Genomic DNA, 16,646 nt, shown 5'->3' with positions numbered 1-16,646 from the left:
CAGCTCTTCACCCCTTTGCCGGCAATGCTGCTTTATGTGTCGCCGATATGTTAATCAGCGGCAATGCTCTGCCGTCTTCATCTAAATATTCGTGAAAATGCTGATCGTACTCTTCTTTAACCGACTGGCGGATGTGAAGATTTTCATCAATTTTATCAACATTTGTATCTGGAATTGCCGCAATCAGACGTTTCGTGTAGAGATGCTGCGGATTATTAAAAATTTCTTCCGCTGTCCCCTCTTCGACGAGGCGGCCCTGATACATAATTCCGATATGCTGGCACATGTGACGGACTACACCGAGGTCATGTGCGATAAACAGCATCGTTAAATCCATTTCTTCTTGAATCTCCTGCATAAAGTTAAGCACCTGCGCCTGAACCGATACGTCCAGTGCCGATACTGGCTCATCTGCAATAATCAGTTTTGGATTCAGGGCAATCGCTCTTGCTACACCAATTCTCTGTCTCTGACCGCCCGAAAATTCATGCGGATATTTGTAAAGAGAACCCGGTGGAAGGCCGACTTTCTGAAGCAGACCTAAAACTTCGGCAATCAGTTCATCTTTCGTACGCTTATGGTAGTTTCTGATCGGCTCGCTGACGATATCAAAAACTCGTTTACGCACGTTCAGTGATGAATATGGATCCTGAAAAATCATTTGTATTTCCTGGCTGTTTTCAACCGACTTTCCGCTGCCGCTAATCGGCTTGCCGTCGAAAAGTATTTCTCCCTCTGTTATATGGTTCAGACCGATAACTGCTTTACCGGTAGTTGTTTTACCTGATCCCGATTCCCCTACAAGACCGTAAGTAGTCCCCTGAGGTATGTTCAGTGACACACCGTCTACTGCTTTAACATGGTCTTTAACTGTATTGAAGAATCCCCCTTTGATCGGGTAATACACTTTTAAATCTTTGACTTCGAGTAAATTGCTCATTCCGTCACCTCTTCTTCGGCGTTTTCCATTTGTGCCTGTTCTACTTGTATTCCTGTATCAGAATCTGATTTTAAGTAGAAATCTTTGTAGCACGTACAGCGGACGTGGTGCCCCGGGGAAATTTCGCGAAGTTCCGGATTATGCTCATGAGCTTCAGCCGGAATCCACGGAATACGCGGAGCGAATCGGCATGATTCACGTTCCATTTTATTCAGTGCAGGCACTACCCCTTCGATAACATGAAGTTTACTGCCGTGCTGATCTTCGTTCGGCAGAGAGTTCAGCAATGATCTTGTGTACGGGTGCTTCGGATTTTTGAACAGTTCTCTTACCGGAGCAATTTCCACAATCTGTCCTGCGTACATAACTGCAACACGGTCAGCCATTTCAGCTACGACTCCGAGGTCGTGTGTAATGAGAAGTACACCCGAGTTCAGGTCTTCCTGCAGTTCTCTGATTAAATCAAGAATCTGTGCCTGGATTGTTACATCCAGTGCCGTTGTCGGTTCATCTGCGATTAACAGACGCGGTCTGTTGGCAATCGCAATCGCGATAACAACACGCTGTCTCATTCCTCCTGACAACTCATGAGGGAACGCTTCACCGACACGTTCCGGGTTTGGAATACCTACTCTCGACAGAAGTTCAATCGCATAGCTTTCCCTTTCACTTTTAGCTTTCGTCTTATGTATTTTCAGCGTTTCCATAATCTGATGCTTTATTTTCATCAGCGGATTCAACGCAGTCATCGGATCCTGGAAAATCATCGCCATTTCCCCGCCCCGAATATTATTCATCTTTTTTTCATTATATTTAAGGAGGTCCCTTCCTTCAAAATTAACCTGCCCCTCGATACGTGCTTTACGGTGCAGTTTCATTAATGAAAACGCCGTTGCACTTTTACCTGAACCCGACTCCCCTACGAGTGCCACCACTTCGTTCGGTTTAATATCGAGTGATACACCGTCAACCGCGGGATAATAATTCCCGTCGATTTTAAAGGATGTCGTCAGATTTTTAACGCTCAGTAGCTCTTCTCCCACTTAAATCACCTTAACTTTCCCTTTGTCAAAACTTTTCCTCTTTTTCAAATTATGTAAAATCTAACGTTTGTTTTTCTATTGTATAAAGACACAGTCAAAAAGGCAATACGAATTGTCTAAAAATTACAAACTCTTCTGTATATTATTTATGAATATGCAGTTATGCATAATCACTTGCACTCTTATTTTATGAGACCGTTTTCAATAATGCAAGCGTTTTCAGTAATTATTTTTTTCGTACTATACTTTGAACACTTTTTAATGTAAAATGAATATATAAAAATACGTTAAATCGGAGGCTTCTCACTCATGAGATATCTCGTTACATTTTTCTGGGCATTCCTGCTCACTCAAATGGTTAACTTCATACTAAACAGTCTTGCTGGAGGCGGTCCGATTAATTTCTGGATCGGTGTTGTTTTAGCTGTTGCAATTACATTAGCAATCTTCATTCTTGACGGATTGACTAAAATGTCAGCTGACCACACGCATGCGGGCGACGAACACTAAACTGGATTTCATTATGAAATCCGGTTTTTTTATTTTATTTAACTTACCGTAAAACGGGTATAGTCATTTATTATTTAATTTCACCTTTGTGGAGGTTATAAAATATGAAGAAATATGTCATGTCCATCGACCAGGGAACGACGAGTACACGTGCTGTGCTTATCGGCAGGGACGGACAAATTGCCGCTTCCAATCAGCGGGAATTTACACAGTACTTCCCCCGCTCCGGCTGGGTGGAACACAACGCCAATGAAATATGGAGCTCTGTCTTGTCAGTCGTTGCCGGTGTAATGATTGAAAACAATGTTACTCCTGCAGAAATCGACTCCATCGGTATTACAAATCAGCGGGAAACGACGGTAATATGGGATAAAAACACAGGGCTTCCCATATACAATGCAATCGTCTGGCAGTCGAGACAAACCGCTGATATATGCAGCACTTTAAAGGAGCAGGGTCATGAACCGATGTTCCGTGAAAAGACCGGTCTCCTGATTGATCCTTATTTCTCAGGAACGAAAATTAAGTGGATTCTCGATCGTGTCGAAGGTGCCAGAGAGAAAGCTGAAAACGGCGAACTTCTTTTCGGTACGATAGACAGCTGGATCATCTGGAAATTTACAGAAGGCGAAACTCATGTGACTGACTATACGAATGCGAGCCGGACACTTTTATACAATATACATGAACTCAAATGGGACGAAGATTTATTGTCAGTACTGGATGTACCTGCTGCACTGCTTCCGGAAGTAAAATCTTCGAGTGAAGTATACGGCTACACGACCAAATCCCATTTCTTCGGGTACAATATTCCGATTGCAGGTATTGCCGGTGACCAGCAGGCAGCACTGTTCGGCCAGACTTGTTTCAAAGAAGGCGACGCCAAAAATACGTACGGTACCGGCTGCTTCCTGCTGCTGAATACCGGTGAAGAACCGACCACGAGCAGCAACGGTCTGTTAACGACAATTGCCATCGGTATTAACGGCAAAGTGACTTATGCTCTGGAAGGTTCAATCTTTGTTGCAGGCAGCGCGATTCAGTGGCTGCGCGACAGCCTTGAATTTTTCAGCGATTCAAAAGTCAGCGAACAGTATGCACTTGAGATTGATTCGTCGGATGGTGTCTATGTAGTTCCAGCCTTTACCGGTCTCGGTGCCCCCTACTGGGATTCAGAAGCGCGCGGTGCGATGTTCGGGCTGAGCCGGGGTGCCACAAAAGCGCATATAAGCCGGGCGACACTTGAAGCTGTTGCCTACCAGACAAAAGATGTACTGGATGCAATGCAGCTGGATGCAGGTATTGCGATTGACAGACTCCGCGTTGACGGCGGTGCATCGGCGAATAATTTCCTGATGCAGTTCCAGTCGGATATCTTGCAGACTAATGTTGAACGCCCGGAAATACTGGAGTCTACAGCACTCGGTGCCGCATATCTTGCCGGCCTTGCCACGGAATTTTTTGAATCACAGGAGGCACTGGAGACACTTAAAAAAACAGACTCCACATTTACTCCGCTGATGGATGATAAAGAACGTCAATCTCTGTACAGCGGCTGGCAGAGCGCTGTACGTGCCACCCAGATGTTTAAAGCAGACAGTTAATCAGGTTTATATACAGGAGGAGAATTATGTTAAACGCTCTCACTAGAAAACACCAGCTCGAGCATATGTCAAAATTTGAATACGATCTGCTTATTATCGGCGGCGGTATTACAGGTGCCGGTATTGCTCTCGATGCATCGATGCGCGGGCTCAATGTTGCACTTGTCGAAATGCAGGATTTTTCTGCCGGTACGAGCAGCCGCAGTACAAAGTTAATTCACGGCGGTCTCCGCTACTTAAAACAAATGCAGGTAAACGTCGTCCGTGAAACCGGGCGCGAACGTGCTATTGTTTATGAAAACGGTCCGCACGTTACTACACCGGAATGGATGCTGCTGCCGTTTCATAAAGGCGGGACATTCGGTGAGTTTACTACAAGTCTCGGGTTAAAAGTTTACGACGCTCTCGCACAGGTCGATAAAAATGAGCGCCGCAATATGCTTTCTAAAAAAGAAGTCATTGAACGCGTCCCAAACATTAAAACCGACGGGCTCCGCGGCGGCGGCCATTACGTGGAATATAAAACTGACGATTCACGGCTGACTATCGAAGTTATGAAAAAAGCTGCTTCATACGGTGCAGATGCAGTCAACTATGTCAAAGCTGAAGGGTTCCTGTACGACAACGGGACTGTAACGGGTATTACCGCGACCGATGTTCTCAAAAATGAAACGTATGAAATTAAAAGTAAAGCTGTCGTCAATGCCTCAGGACCGTGGGTCGATGAAGTCCGTGCAAATGACCAGGCAGGCAAACAGACTAAAAAGCATCTGGTTCATACTAAAGGTGTTCATATTGTCTTTAAGCAGGAGGACTTCCCGTTAACCCAGGCGGTGTACTTCGACACGAAAGAAGACGGCCGGATGATTTTTGCAATTCCCCGTGCAGGAAAAACATACGTCGGCACAACGGATACTTTTTACGGTGAACAGAAGGAAAATCCAACTGCTGATGCCGAAGATAAAACATATCTGATCGATGCCGTTAATTTTATGTTTCCTGATTTAAATCTGGATGTTTCTAAAATTGAATCTTCATGGGCAGGCATCCGTCCGCTCATACAGTCCGGCAGCAAAAATGCTTCCGACATTTCCCGTAAAGACGAAATATGGCACAGTACGAGCGGCCTGATTACTATTGCCGGCGGCAAACTGACAGGCTACCGTCATATGGCAGAGGAAATTACCGATGAAGTTTCGGAATATCTGAAAAAACATCATAAAATGCATTTGAAGAAAGTATCCACTAAAAACGAGCCGGTCTCCGGCGGAAAAGTCGGAGGCAGTGTCGGCTATCAGAACTACGTCGACAATATCAGCCGCAAAGCACCGAGCTACGGCCTTTCACTGGATGAAGGTCATGTGCTCGCCATGAAATACGGCAGTAATGCCGAAGCTGTTTATCAGTATGCGGGCATTACGAATAACAACCATGAAAAATACGGTCTTTCAAAGCCGCTTTATGCAGAAGTTATATACGGTATACTGCATGAAATGGTAATTAAACCGACAGACTTTTTCGTCCGCCGTTCCGGCAAGCTGTACTTCGAAATCGACGATGTGCTCATGTACCGGAGCGGTGTTGAACAGCTGCTGCAGGATACGCTTGGATTCGGTGATGAAGTAAAAAACAAATACAGCAAAGAACTCGATGCTGCAATCGAAGATACGAGGAGATAACAGCAAAAGAGCGTCTGAAATTTTCATTTCAGACGCTCTTTATTTTATTATTTAATATCGAATACCAGTTCATCATCCACATAATCTGCTTTAATATGCAGTCCTTCAGTCAAATCTGACGCAATCAGTTTTCTCGCAAGCGGTGTTTCGATATGTTTCTGAATAAAACGTTTCAGCGGACGGGCACCAAACTGCGGCTCATATGCACTTTCAGCCACCCAGTTTTTCACGCTGTCCGTTACTTCAAGTGACATGTGCTGATTATCGAGACGTCTGTTTAGGTCAACGAGCAGACGATCGACAATCGCACCCATATTTTTCTTGGTTAACGGACTGAACATGACAATATCGTCCATACGGTTAATAATTTCAGGTTTAAAGTACTGATGAACTTCACCCATAACAATATCTTTCGTTTCATCGCTCAGTTCACCATCGACAACGACCGTGTCCAGGAGATGCTGGGAGCCGATATTCGAAGTCATAATAACGATTGTGTTTTTAAAGTTAACACTCCGCCCTTTTGAGTCAGTCAGCCGGCCTTCATCGAGAAGCTGTAACAGAATATTGAATACGTCGGAATGCGCTTTTTCCACTTCATCCATCAGGATGACTGAATACGGCTGACGGCGTACCGCTTCAGTCAGCTGTCCGCCCTCTTCATGACCGACGTATCCCGGCGGTGCACCAATCAGCCTTGAGACAGAATGTTTTTCCATATATTCACTCATATCGATGCGGATTATATGTTTCTCCGAATCAAACATCGTTGCGGCAAGTGCTTTCGCGAGCTCCGTCTTACCGACACCCGTCGGTCCTAAAAACAGGAAGCTTCCGATTGGTCTGTCAGGATCCTTAATTCCTGCACGTGCTCTGATTACAGCATCAGCGACAAGATCCACCGCTTCATCCTGGCCAACGACACGCTCGTGAAGTATATCAGAAAGTTTAAGCAGTTTATCTTTTTCGGTTTCAACGAGCTTCGTTACCGGAATACCGGTCCACTGGCTGACGATAAAGCCGATTTCCTCCTCGGTCACAACTTCTCTTATTATACGTCCTTCGTCCGATGCGGTTTCCATTTCAGCTTCAAATTCCGCAAGTTCTTTTTCAAGCTGAGGCAGTTTACCGTGGCGGAGTTCCGCTGCACGTTCAAGTTCGTAATTGTTTTCAGCTTCTTCAAGCTCCTGACGCACTTTGTCGACTTCGGCACGCTTGTCATTCACTTTTTGAATCTGTTCTTTTTCTTTTTCAACTTTGTTCTGCAATGTTTTCTGTTCTTCTTTTATATCGCCGAGCTCTGTTTGCAGTTCAGCCAGACGATTTGCAGATACTGTATCCTTTTCGCCTTTTAATGCCTGCTCCTCAATTTCAAGCTGCATAACACGGCGGTTAATCTGATCGAGTTCTGTCGGGTTTGAACCCATTTCAGTACGGATTGTCGCACTTGCCTGATCCATTAAGTCAATTGCTTTGTCCGGCAGGAAACGATCCGTAATATAACGGTCCGATAATTCCGCTGCAGCGACGAGTGCACGGTCGGTAATGCGTACACCGTGGTGTACTTCGTAGCGTTCTTTAAGTCCGCGCAAAATGGAAATCGTATCTTCGACATCCGGCTCCGGCACCTGTACTTTCTGGAAACGTCTTTCGAGCGCCGAATCCTTTTCAATATATTCCCGGTATTCATTTGTCGTCGTTGCGCCGATGCAGTGCAGCTCGCCTCGTGCCAGCATCGGTTTCAGCATATTGCCGGCATCCATTGCACCGTCTGTTTTACCGGCACCGACCAGCATATGAATTTCATCGATAAAGAGAATAATTCTGCCGTCTGATTCCTTCACTTCTTTTAAAACTGCTTTCAGTCTTTCTTCAAATTCACCGCGGTATTTAGCACCTGCAACGAGCGATGTTAAATCGAGCTCGAATACTGTTTTGTCGAGCAGGCTGTCCGGCACGTCTTTACGCACGATACGCTGTGCCAGTCCTTCAACGATTGCTGTTTTACCGACACCGGGTTCACCGATCAGCACCGGATTGTTTTTACGTTTACGGCTCAGTATACGGATTGTGTCGCGGATTTCCTCATCGCGACCGATTACAGGGTCTACATTGCCGTTTCTGACTTCTTCGACCAGATCACGGCCGTATTTTTCCAGCACTTCATACTGGTTTTCAGGATTTTGTGTTGTCACATGGTTTCCCCCTCTGATTTTCTTTATGATTTCTTTAATAATGTCCGCTTTATTGACGACGGCCTCTTTTAATATATTGTCTTCTTCAAGCGCTGCAAGAAGCATATGCTCCTGGGAGATAAATGAGTCTTCCATTTCCGCCATTTTCTTTTCAGCTTTGTTATACAGCTTCGAAAAGCCGTCCGACATATATACGCCGTATTCAACGCTGTCTCCGGTTACCGAATTGTATTTACTTAATTTTTCATCGTAAGCTTCAATAATATTGTCTGTATTAATTTTTGCGCGGGTCAGTATATCAGCACTCATACTTTCATCTGCCGTCAGCATCGCTTTTATGACCGCTTCGGGTTCGATCGACTGCAGTTTCAGTTCCTGTGAATACTGCTGCGCACGTTCAATTATGTTTTGCACTTTCACTGTCATCTTGTTAATATCCAATTTACTTCACCTCGGTTAAGTAAAATTAAGGTTCAAATTAGTTTGACCTTTTTTGACCTTAATTTAATTATACGCTTTTCCATCTTTAAATCAAGTAATTAATAGCAATATTGTGCAATTTATCATATATTTATTGATGGGTCTTTTAAGGAGGATTTATAAAGTTGGATATCATTACTATTATTAAATATGTATTTTTAGGATTGCTTCAGGGAATTACCGAGCCGATTCCGGTTTCATCCAGCGGCCATCTCGTTATTGCACGCGAGCTGTTTGGAATTGAAGCTTCAGGATTGTCGTTTGAAATATTTTTAAACACAGCTTCACTCCTTGCAATTCTTACAGTTTACAGAAAAGATATTATCAGTATCATTAAAAACTTATGGAGATTTGTTTTTAACGGTGCCAGAGATAACGACGCAGTGACCGATTTCAAATATATAATCTGTCTTATTATCGCTACTATTCCTGTCGGTGTTGCGGGTTTGTTATTAAAAGATGTCATCGGGGATAATATTTCTGTCGGGTTTGTCGGCTTAATGCTTCTTGTTACAGGTGTTGCCTTATTATTCATTAAAAATAAACGCGGAGTTAAACAGGATGGTGACCTGACTGTAAAAGATTCAATTATTGTCGGTATAGCCCAGTGTATGGCATTAACACCCGGTATCAGCCGAAGCGGTGCATCAATTGTCGGAGCAATCGCTGTCGGCCTGAGTCAGAAAAATGCACTGCGTTTCGCTTTCCTGTTATATATTCCGGTATCTCTCGGAACTGCAATGCTGTCCGTTGGGGACATCGTTAATGATCCGAACATGAATACGTTATGGCTTGCCTATCTGCTGGCGTTTATCGTTTCGGTAATCGCAACGTACTTTGCAGTTAAATGGCTGCAAAATGTTATGGAGCGCGGTAACCTGATTATTTTCGTATACTACTGTTTTGCACTTGGAACATTTTCAATACTTTACCAGTTCATCTGGGCATAGAAAAAAGCCGCGAAGAAAATTCTTCGCGGCTTTTTTGTGCTGTTAAGTTAAATTAGCTGACCCCAAGTGCGATTTTCGCATAACGTGTCATCTTGTCTTTATCCCATGGCGGGTTCCAGACGATTGCGATTTGTACATCTTTAACTTCGGGCAGTTCCAGCAGGCAGTGTTCCACCTGTCCCATAATCTGAGGTCCCATCGGGCACCCCATCGAAGTTAATGTCATTTCCACACCAGCATTACCTTCGTCGTCGAGGTTTACACCGTAAACTAAACCAAGGTTCACTATATCTATACCAAGTTCGGGGTCAATAACGTTCTCTAACGCACCGTACATGCTTTCTTCCATTGCTTTATCCAAACTAATCACTCCTTACTGTAGTGTATGTATCATAACTATAACAAAAATTATACATTCAATAAATATAAATGCTATTATTAAGAAGAAACATTTTAATTAACACAAATAAAAGGGAGATTTATATGGACAAGCATTTAATTTGTTTAGATTTAGACGGTACTCTTTTAACGGATGAAAAGACAATCACTCCGTATACGAAAGAAGTGCTCACAACACTTAAACAACAGGGGCACGAACTGATGATCTCCACCGGGCGTCCCTACCGGGCAAGTGTTCCATATTATAAAGAATTAAAAATGACGACGCCTGTCGTTAACTTTAACGGTGCATTTGTCCATCATCCGACAGATTTCAACTTCCAGATGAAGCATGAAACACTGGATCTTGAAGTAACCAGGGAAATCGCCAAAATTGTACCGGAGCTTAATATTAAAAATATCGTTGCTGAAATAAAAGATAATATATATATTCACTACCACGACAGCGTGCTCTTTGATGCATTTAAGATGGGTAACCCTGAAATAAGCGTCGGTAATCTGTATGAAACAGTCACTGAAGATGTGACGAGTATTCTCGTTCAGGCTGAGGAATCCGAAATGCCGAACATTAGAAAGACACTCGATGACCTGTTTGCCGAAGTTATTGAGCAGCGCCGCTGGGGTGCACCTTATCCTGTACTTGAAATTATTAAAAAAGGGATAAACAAAGCAGTCGGTGTCGACTATGCCAGAGAATATTTAAACATTCCGCAAAGCCGCACTATCGCTTTTGGTGACGAAGACAACGATACTGAAATGCTTCAGTACGTTGAACACGGTGTTGCAATGAAAAACGGGATTGATGATATTAAGAATATTTCCAACTACGTAACAAAATCAAATAATAATAATGACGGTATCGGTCACTTCTTAAATGAATTCTTTGACCTGCGTCTAAAACCATAAGGAGGACTTTATAAATGAAACTTATAATCGACAGCTGTTCAGACCTGTCGCTCGAAAGAGCACGTGAACTTGGTGCTGACGTACAGCCGCTGACAATCCAAATCGGAGACAAGAGCTACAAAGACCAGTTTGAAATTACGAGTGAAGAAGTCATTCAGGCAATAAAAGACGGCAAACGTCCGATGACAAGTCAGCCAAATCCGGAAGCATTTGCTTCCATGTTCAAAGAATATACAGACAAAAACGAAAGTATTATTTACATCGGTTTTTCAAGCGCTTTATCAGGTACATACCAGAGTGCTTCAATCGCGAAAGACATGATTCTTGAAGAGCAGCCCGATGCGGACATCACACTGTTCGACACAGAAGGTGCGAGTTACGGAATCGGTTTAATTATCGAAAGAGCTGCAGGCTACATCGCTGACGGCGACGATAAAGATACTGTCACTGCTAAAATTCAAAAAGATATAAGCAATATCAGACATCTGTTTACAGTAGATGATCTCGACTACCTTGCAGAAGGCGGACGTTTATCGAAAGGTTCTGCATTCGTCGGCGGTCTGTTAAATATTAAACCGCTCCTTCATCTTGAAGGCGGAAAATTAATTCCGCTGGAAAAACACCGCGGACTTAAAAAAGTATTTAAGCGCATGGTTGAAATTTCAAACGAAGAAGGCGCACGAGCAACGGGACATATCGTTCACGCCGACGCTGAAAAAGCTGCAAATGATCTGAAGAAACAGCTGCTTGAAAAAACTGACCTTGAAACGATAAACATCTCAAGTATCGGACCGACAATCAGTTCGCATACCGGAGACGGCACTATCGGTCTGTTCTACTTTAAAGACGGCCAGTAAGATGGCTAAAGCAATAGTAGTTGGCGGTGTTGCAGGCGGTGCCACTGCAGCATCCCAGCTCCGCCGTTTGAACCCGGATATCGAAATCGTTATTTACGAGCGATATGATGACATCAGCTACGGGTCATGCGGTATGCCGTACTACATCGGCGGAGACATTGAAAACCGGGACAGCCTTATGAATATGACACCTGGAAAATTCATGGAGAAAAACATCTTTGTGAAGACGGGACATGAAGTCCGGTCAGTTAATTCAGAAGAAAATACTGTGACTGTGTTTAATAAAAACAGCGGCAAAGAATTTACCGACACATATGACTGGCTGATTCTGTCACCGGGCGGTTCACCGAAACAGCTTGAGGCGGTAAAAGATGCCGAACAGGCATTTTCACTCCACCGGCTGGCGGACCTTGACCACATCATGTCATACATCGAAAAAAATAACGTCAAAGAGTCCGTACTCGTCGGTTCAGGTTATATCGGACTTGAAGTGACAGAAAATCTGACTGAAAGAGGCATTCACGTTACTGTACTCCAGCACGATGAACGAATTTACAAAAACATCGAAGCTGATATGAACGGTGTGCTCTACGAAGCGATGACCGAACACGGTGTCACGCTGAAGCTGAATACGGAAATCGATTATGTCGACGGCAAACAGGCCGTACTGTCAAACGGTGAAACTATTAATGCGGAGCTGATTATAACAGGTGTCGGTATCCAGCCAAACACCGGATTTTTAAACGGTTCCGGGGTTGCACTTCATAACGGTCAAATTCCGATTAATAAGAACTGCCAGACGAACATCAGTAATATATATGCACTTGGGGATGCGACAATCACTCACTATCAGCATATGCCTGCCATGCTGATGCAGGCTGCACTCGCATGGCCTGCACACAGACTCGCACACATAATTGCAAATCAGATTTCAGGCGATAAAACCATTACGCATGAAGGATTTCTCGGTACCAACATCGTTAAGTTCTTCGACTATCATATTGCAACATTAGGTTTATCAGAAAAAGAAGCGGCAGACGTCCCCCACTTCGTTGTCGATCAGAAACAGAAAAATAAATCCGGGTATATGAAAGACGCAGCACCGATACACGTGCGCGTGTACGTTTCGGTTGAAACCGGAATTATACTGCGAGCAGCAGTCGTCGGTACTGCCGGCGTGGATAAACGCATCGACGTCTTATCCGCACACACGCGTTTAGGCGGCACTGTTTATGATCTGATCAACATTGAAGTCGGTTACGCGCCACCCTTCTCCAGTCCGAAAGACGTTATCAATATGGTTGGATACAAAGCGATAGAGAAAGCTCAGAAACTGTAGAGTTTATATTTAGGGAACCGAATCCATTTTTGATGGATTCGGTTTTTTTGGTGTGGAGTAGGCGGTTGTTGGTTGTTGTTTGTTGGTTGGGACGGGTTGATTCACAACGGGGGATTGGTGTTGTCATCCGGGACTGCTCGATTCACAACGGTGGATTGGTGTTGTCATCCGGGACCGCTCGATTCACAACGGGAAACCGCCGTTGTCATTCGGGACTGCTCGATTCACAACGGGGAACTGCCGTTGTCATCCGGCAACGCTCGATTCACAACGGGGAACCGCCGTTGTCATCCCGCAACGCTCGATTCACAACGGGGAACTGCCGTTGTCATCCCGCAACGCTCGATTCACAACGGGGAACTGCCGTTGTCATCCGGCAACGCTCGATTCACAACGGGGAACCGCCGTTGTCATCCGAGACTGCTCGATTCACAACGGGAAACCGCCGTTGTCATTCGGGACTGCTCGATTCACAACGGGAAACCGCCGTTGTCATCCGAGACCGCTCGATTCACAACGGGAAACCGCCGTTGTCATTCGGGACTGCTCGATTCACAACGGGGAACTGCCGTTGTCATCCCGCAACGCTCGATTCACAACGGGGAACTGCCGTTGTCATCCGAGACTGCTCGATTCACAACGGGGAACTGCCGTTGTCATCCGAGACTGCTCGATTCACAACGGGGAACTGCCGTTGTCATCCGGCAACGCTCCTCACCCCTAGCACACTCACACCAGTCTTCCGCAGACAAAAAAACGCACTCCCAATCCGGGGAGTGCGCTCACAATCTATAAATTACTTATTATTTTGTTCGTTTTGTTCTCTTTGCAGTCTCGCTTTTTTACTGCGGCTTGCGGCAACCCAGACGAATACTGCGAAGATACCAAAGATGAGTACTGCTGCGTAAAGATAACCGTTGTTGAATCCTGCCTCATCGATGATTGAATACAGTTCTGTTTCTTCTCTGTCGAGTACTGCGATGAATTCGCCCTCGTGCGGGCGGATCATATCTCCGATAAGCATTCCGCTCAGTACTTTGCCTTCTTCTTCTGCTGTCTGTTTAAGTGTATTGGATTGTGTTTCTGTCGTGTTGTTAATATTGAGCAGGTAGTCCACGTCGTCCGTGTAGTACTTAACGAGGTACTGTCCCGCTTCGTTTAATATCGTTTCAGTTTCTGATTCGGGAGACTGCATAATTTCATGGTTGCGGTAAACGACTGCGATATTCTCCATGAATTCGATGACTTCTTTATCGCTTCGGAAGTCCATCTGCGGGTGTACTTCCGGATATTCTGAACCGTTAAACGCAACTTCTGTACCATATGTCATAGCAATTGGTCCACGGTATGCGTATAAATAATTCACCAGCTGCTGGACTCTCGTACCCGGGAACATGTTCTGTTCTGCCGCGTGATGAGTGAAGCGCTCAGAGAACCAGTGATCGGCCATAATCAATTGTTGATCTTCCGGGAATTCAGGAATATCCTGGTTAATTCCACCGTATGTTTCTGCAAGTTCAGCTCTGAATTGTTCTGATGCTGTCGTATCAAATCCTTCGGACGTCAGTTCCCCAGTCGATAAAATTCCGTAGGTTTCAATGCCTTCAGGCATGAATTCCTCTGCATTTAAACCGTCCTGGTTCACAAACATGCTGATACCGTCAACATCGTAAGTATCGATAAAGTTCTGGACCATCGCCCGGTATGTTTCCTGGTTATCCGCATCGTTCAAATCGATAATCTCTCTACCGATATCCTCGTAGTAGTCCGCCTGCACGTCGTTGAATACAGGTGATTCAAGTGCTGTATAATCATCTGTTGCCACTGCGGGCATATCAACGATTACTTTCATATCCAGTTCATGTGCTTCACCGATAAGATTGTTGAAGTCTTCCGGGCTGCCGTATGCTTCAGAGATTGCACCGTAGTCTGTGACGTCGTATCCGAGATAGTCATCTTCAGCGCGTTCTGTTACAGGTGACAGCATAACCGTGTTGAATCCCATATCCTTAATGTATTCAAGATACGGTTTAACCCCGTCAAAGTCCCCGCCGAACGGGTAGTACGGATCACCGTCTGCAGTTACGCCGATATCATTTGACGTATTATTATTTAAAAAGCGGTCGACAGTAATCATATAAATTCTGTCATATGTATTTTCTTCAGCTGATACAGGACCCGTGCTCATAAACAGCACTGCCAGAACCGTGCTCATAAACGCTAGCATTTTCTTCATAATTTTATCCTACCTTTTACTTCGTATAATAATCAGTATACTAAACTTCACATCATTAGTTCTTCGTTTCACTAATTGTTCATAAATTTTATTTTAACACGAAATATAAAAAGCCGGCCCGTTAATATATAACAGACCGGCTTTGCCATTCAGTATACAGTTTAGAAGCTGAGCATGCCAAGCGGCAGCGTAGCACCCATAATAACTGTTGCGATAATTACTGCAAGACAAATGACCATAAGTACAGTTGCTTTTGCAGAGTTTTTCTTAAGTCTTACAATCGCCATTTCCATGAATCCGATAGTAAGAATACCAAGCAGAACTTTAATGCCGTATGTCATGTGACCGCCGGAGTTGCTGATTCCCTCCATGTTGCCGACATAAACCATAAGTCCGCTGAACAGTACAATCAGATAGAACACTCTTAATACCATATGCGTTATGAACGCAGCTTTGTTATCGCGGGTATTGTTCTTCTTGTACATACCGTAAACAGCGATAAATAAAATAACTGCGACAATAATAGCTGTTAAGTGTAAATGTAACACAGTCTGATTCCCCCTCTACATTAATGATTACTGTAGTATTATATCATGGAATCTTTACTCAATGTGTGTCGTTAAAGTGCCAATTCCGTCTATAGAAATACGTACCGTATCTCCTGATTTCAGGAATCCTGCGGGATCCATGCCTGCACCGACACCTGCTGGTGTACCTGTTGCAATGACATCACCCGGTTCCAGAGTTACATATCTGGAAAGCTCCGCTATCATTTCATCAATTTTTCTTACCATCAGTGACGTGCTGCCGTCCTGACGGATTTCATCGTTCACTTTAGTAACGATTGTCGTGTTTTGCGGATTTGGAATCTCATCTTTAGTTACGATATAAGGTCCCATTGGAGTTGCAAGGCTCTTCGATAAGAATGCCTGTTTGTGTGACTTCTGCAGTTCTCTTGCTGATATATCATTAACGATTGTATAACCGTAAATGTGATCAAATGCCATTGAGCTGTCTATGTTTTTTGCTTCTTTCCCGATAACAACACCGAGCTCCCCTTCATAGTCCAGCTGTTCAGTCAGTTCGCTGAAATCAGAAATTGTATCCTCATCACCGACTAGGCTTGAATTCGCTTTTGTGAATACATACAGTTCAACTTCATTGTTCATCTCTTCTGCGTGAGCTTTGAAATTGCGTCCGAAACCGATAGTATTATTCGGCGGTTTCACCGGTGCAAGTATATTAATTTCTTCAAATGGTGCTTTATACTGTTCAGCATTGTCAGATGCTTCTGCACTTTCAACGAGCTTTCTGACAAGTTCCTGAAAATCCAATGTGTGGTACTCAGTAATACCTTCAAGCAATGTTCTCGGATAATCTTTAACATCGCTGAAATCCTGGAATAAACGCGGAATAATCCACGCACTGTCTTCACGTTTTACTTTGACACCATAATAATTCTTGTCTTGATACTCAAAAGTTAAAAATTTCATTGGACAATCTCCTTT

Annotated in this window: 14 protein-coding genes; 7 read left to right on the top strand and 7 right to left on the bottom strand. The window is 44.1% G+C overall.

All coding sequences use genetic code 11. The features are described from left to right. Positions 1-7 precede the first annotated feature (7 nt). Positions 8-940, bottom strand: coding sequence for an ATP-binding cassette domain-containing protein (locus tag RZ44_RS01510; RefSeq protein WP_035807685.1), 933 nt, complete (start codon positions 938-940; stop codon positions 8-10). Continuing rightward, positions 937-1,983 (bottom strand): ABC transporter ATP-binding protein, encoded by a 1,047-nt coding sequence (locus RZ44_RS01505; RefSeq protein WP_035807682.1) that lies wholly within the window; start codon positions 1,981-1,983, stop codon positions 937-939. Before RZ44_RS01505 ends, RZ44_RS01510 begins: the two co-directional genes overlap by 4 nt. Positions 1,984-2,292: 309 nt before the next feature. On the opposite strand from RZ44_RS01505, the gene RZ44_RS01500 reads away from it, so the two are divergent. From RZ44_RS01500 to RZ44_RS01490, 3 genes are all read left to right on the top strand, one after another. After that, positions 2,293-2,493, top strand: coding sequence for a YjzD family protein (locus tag RZ44_RS01500; protein ID WP_035807680.1), 201 nt, complete (start codon positions 2,293-2,295; stop codon positions 2,491-2,493). Between the two features lie 104 nt (positions 2,494-2,597). Continuing rightward, positions 2,598-4,097 (top strand): glycerol kinase GlpK, encoded by a 1,500-nt coding sequence (gene glpK / locus RZ44_RS01495; RefSeq protein ID WP_035807678.1) that lies wholly within the window; start codon positions 2,598-2,600, stop codon positions 4,095-4,097. A 23-nt stretch (positions 4,098-4,120) separates the two neighbouring features. Further along, entirely contained in the window at positions 4,121-5,776 is a 1,656-nt protein-coding gene (locus RZ44_RS01490; RefSeq protein WP_035807676.1) for a glycerol-3-phosphate dehydrogenase/oxidase, read from the top strand. A 47-nt stretch (positions 5,777-5,823) separates the two neighbouring features. On the opposite strand, the gene clpB is transcribed toward RZ44_RS01490, so the two are convergent. Then, positions 5,824-8,412 (bottom strand): ATP-dependent chaperone ClpB, encoded by a 2,589-nt coding sequence (gene clpB / locus RZ44_RS01485; RefSeq protein WP_035807674.1) that lies wholly within the window; start codon positions 8,410-8,412, stop codon positions 5,824-5,826. Positions 8,413-8,576: 164 nt separating this feature from the next. Here clpB and RZ44_RS01480 point away from each other — a divergent pair, with 164 nt between their 5' ends. Beyond that, positions 8,577-9,401, top strand: a complete 825-nt coding sequence (locus RZ44_RS01480; RefSeq protein ID WP_035807672.1) for an undecaprenyl-diphosphate phosphatase — start codon at positions 8,577-8,579, stop codon at positions 9,399-9,401. A gap of 52 nt (positions 9,402-9,453) precedes the next feature. On the opposite strand, the gene RZ44_RS01475 is transcribed toward RZ44_RS01480, so the two are convergent. Continuing rightward, positions 9,454-9,750: a metal-sulfur cluster assembly factor gene (locus tag RZ44_RS01475; protein WP_376698663.1), complete on the bottom strand. Its 297-nt coding sequence runs from the start codon at positions 9,748-9,750 to the stop codon at positions 9,454-9,456. Positions 9,751-9,884: 134 nt separating this feature from the next. Here RZ44_RS01475 and RZ44_RS01470 point away from each other — a divergent pair, with 134 nt between their 5' ends. Genes RZ44_RS01470 through RZ44_RS01460 form a run of 3 tightly spaced genes read left to right on the top strand, consistent with a single transcriptional unit; the run spans position 9,885 to position 12,902 of the window. Then, the gene (locus tag RZ44_RS01470; protein WP_035807665.1) at positions 9,885-10,706 is read left to right on the top strand and encodes a Cof-type HAD-IIB family hydrolase; all 822 of its coding nucleotides are present in this window, start codon (positions 9,885-9,887) and stop codon (positions 10,704-10,706) included. 14 nt (positions 10,707-10,720) lie between these two features. After that, a complete protein-coding gene (locus RZ44_RS01465) occupies positions 10,721-11,563 on the top strand; it encodes a DegV family protein (RefSeq protein WP_035807664.1) in 843 nt (280 codons plus the stop codon). Position 11,564: 1 nt separating this feature from the next. Continuing rightward, entirely contained in the window at positions 11,565-12,902 is a 1,338-nt protein-coding gene (locus tag RZ44_RS01460; RefSeq protein WP_035807662.1) for a CoA-disulfide reductase, read from the top strand. A 796-nt stretch (positions 12,903-13,698) separates the two neighbouring features. Here RZ44_RS01460 and RZ44_RS01455 read toward each other — a convergent pair. The 3 genes from RZ44_RS01455 to RZ44_RS01445 form a co-directional block, all read right to left on the bottom strand. Beyond that, on the bottom strand, positions 13,699-15,138 hold the full coding sequence (locus RZ44_RS01455) for an alpha-amylase family glycosyl hydrolase (protein WP_052108721.1): 1,440 nt from the start codon (positions 15,136-15,138) through the stop codon (positions 13,699-13,701). Between the two features lie 161 nt (positions 15,139-15,299). Then, positions 15,300-15,686 (bottom strand): YisL family protein, encoded by a 387-nt coding sequence (locus tag RZ44_RS01450; RefSeq protein WP_035807655.1) that lies wholly within the window; start codon positions 15,684-15,686, stop codon positions 15,300-15,302. A 54-nt stretch (positions 15,687-15,740) separates the two neighbouring features. Next, positions 15,741-16,631: a fumarylacetoacetate hydrolase family protein gene (locus RZ44_RS01445; protein WP_035807654.1), complete on the bottom strand. Its 891-nt coding sequence runs from the start codon at positions 16,629-16,631 to the stop codon at positions 15,741-15,743. Between the last annotated feature and the right edge of the window lie 15 nt (positions 16,632-16,646).

This window comes from Jeotgalicoccus saudimassiliensis, from assembly GCF_000756715.1.
In the GTDB taxonomy this organism is placed as follows: Bacteria; Bacillota; Bacilli; order Staphylococcales; family Salinicoccaceae; genus Jeotgalicoccus; species Jeotgalicoccus saudimassiliensis.
The sequence above is the reverse complement of the archived record's forward strand: the minus strand, read 5'-3'. Positions and strand labels throughout refer to the sequence as shown.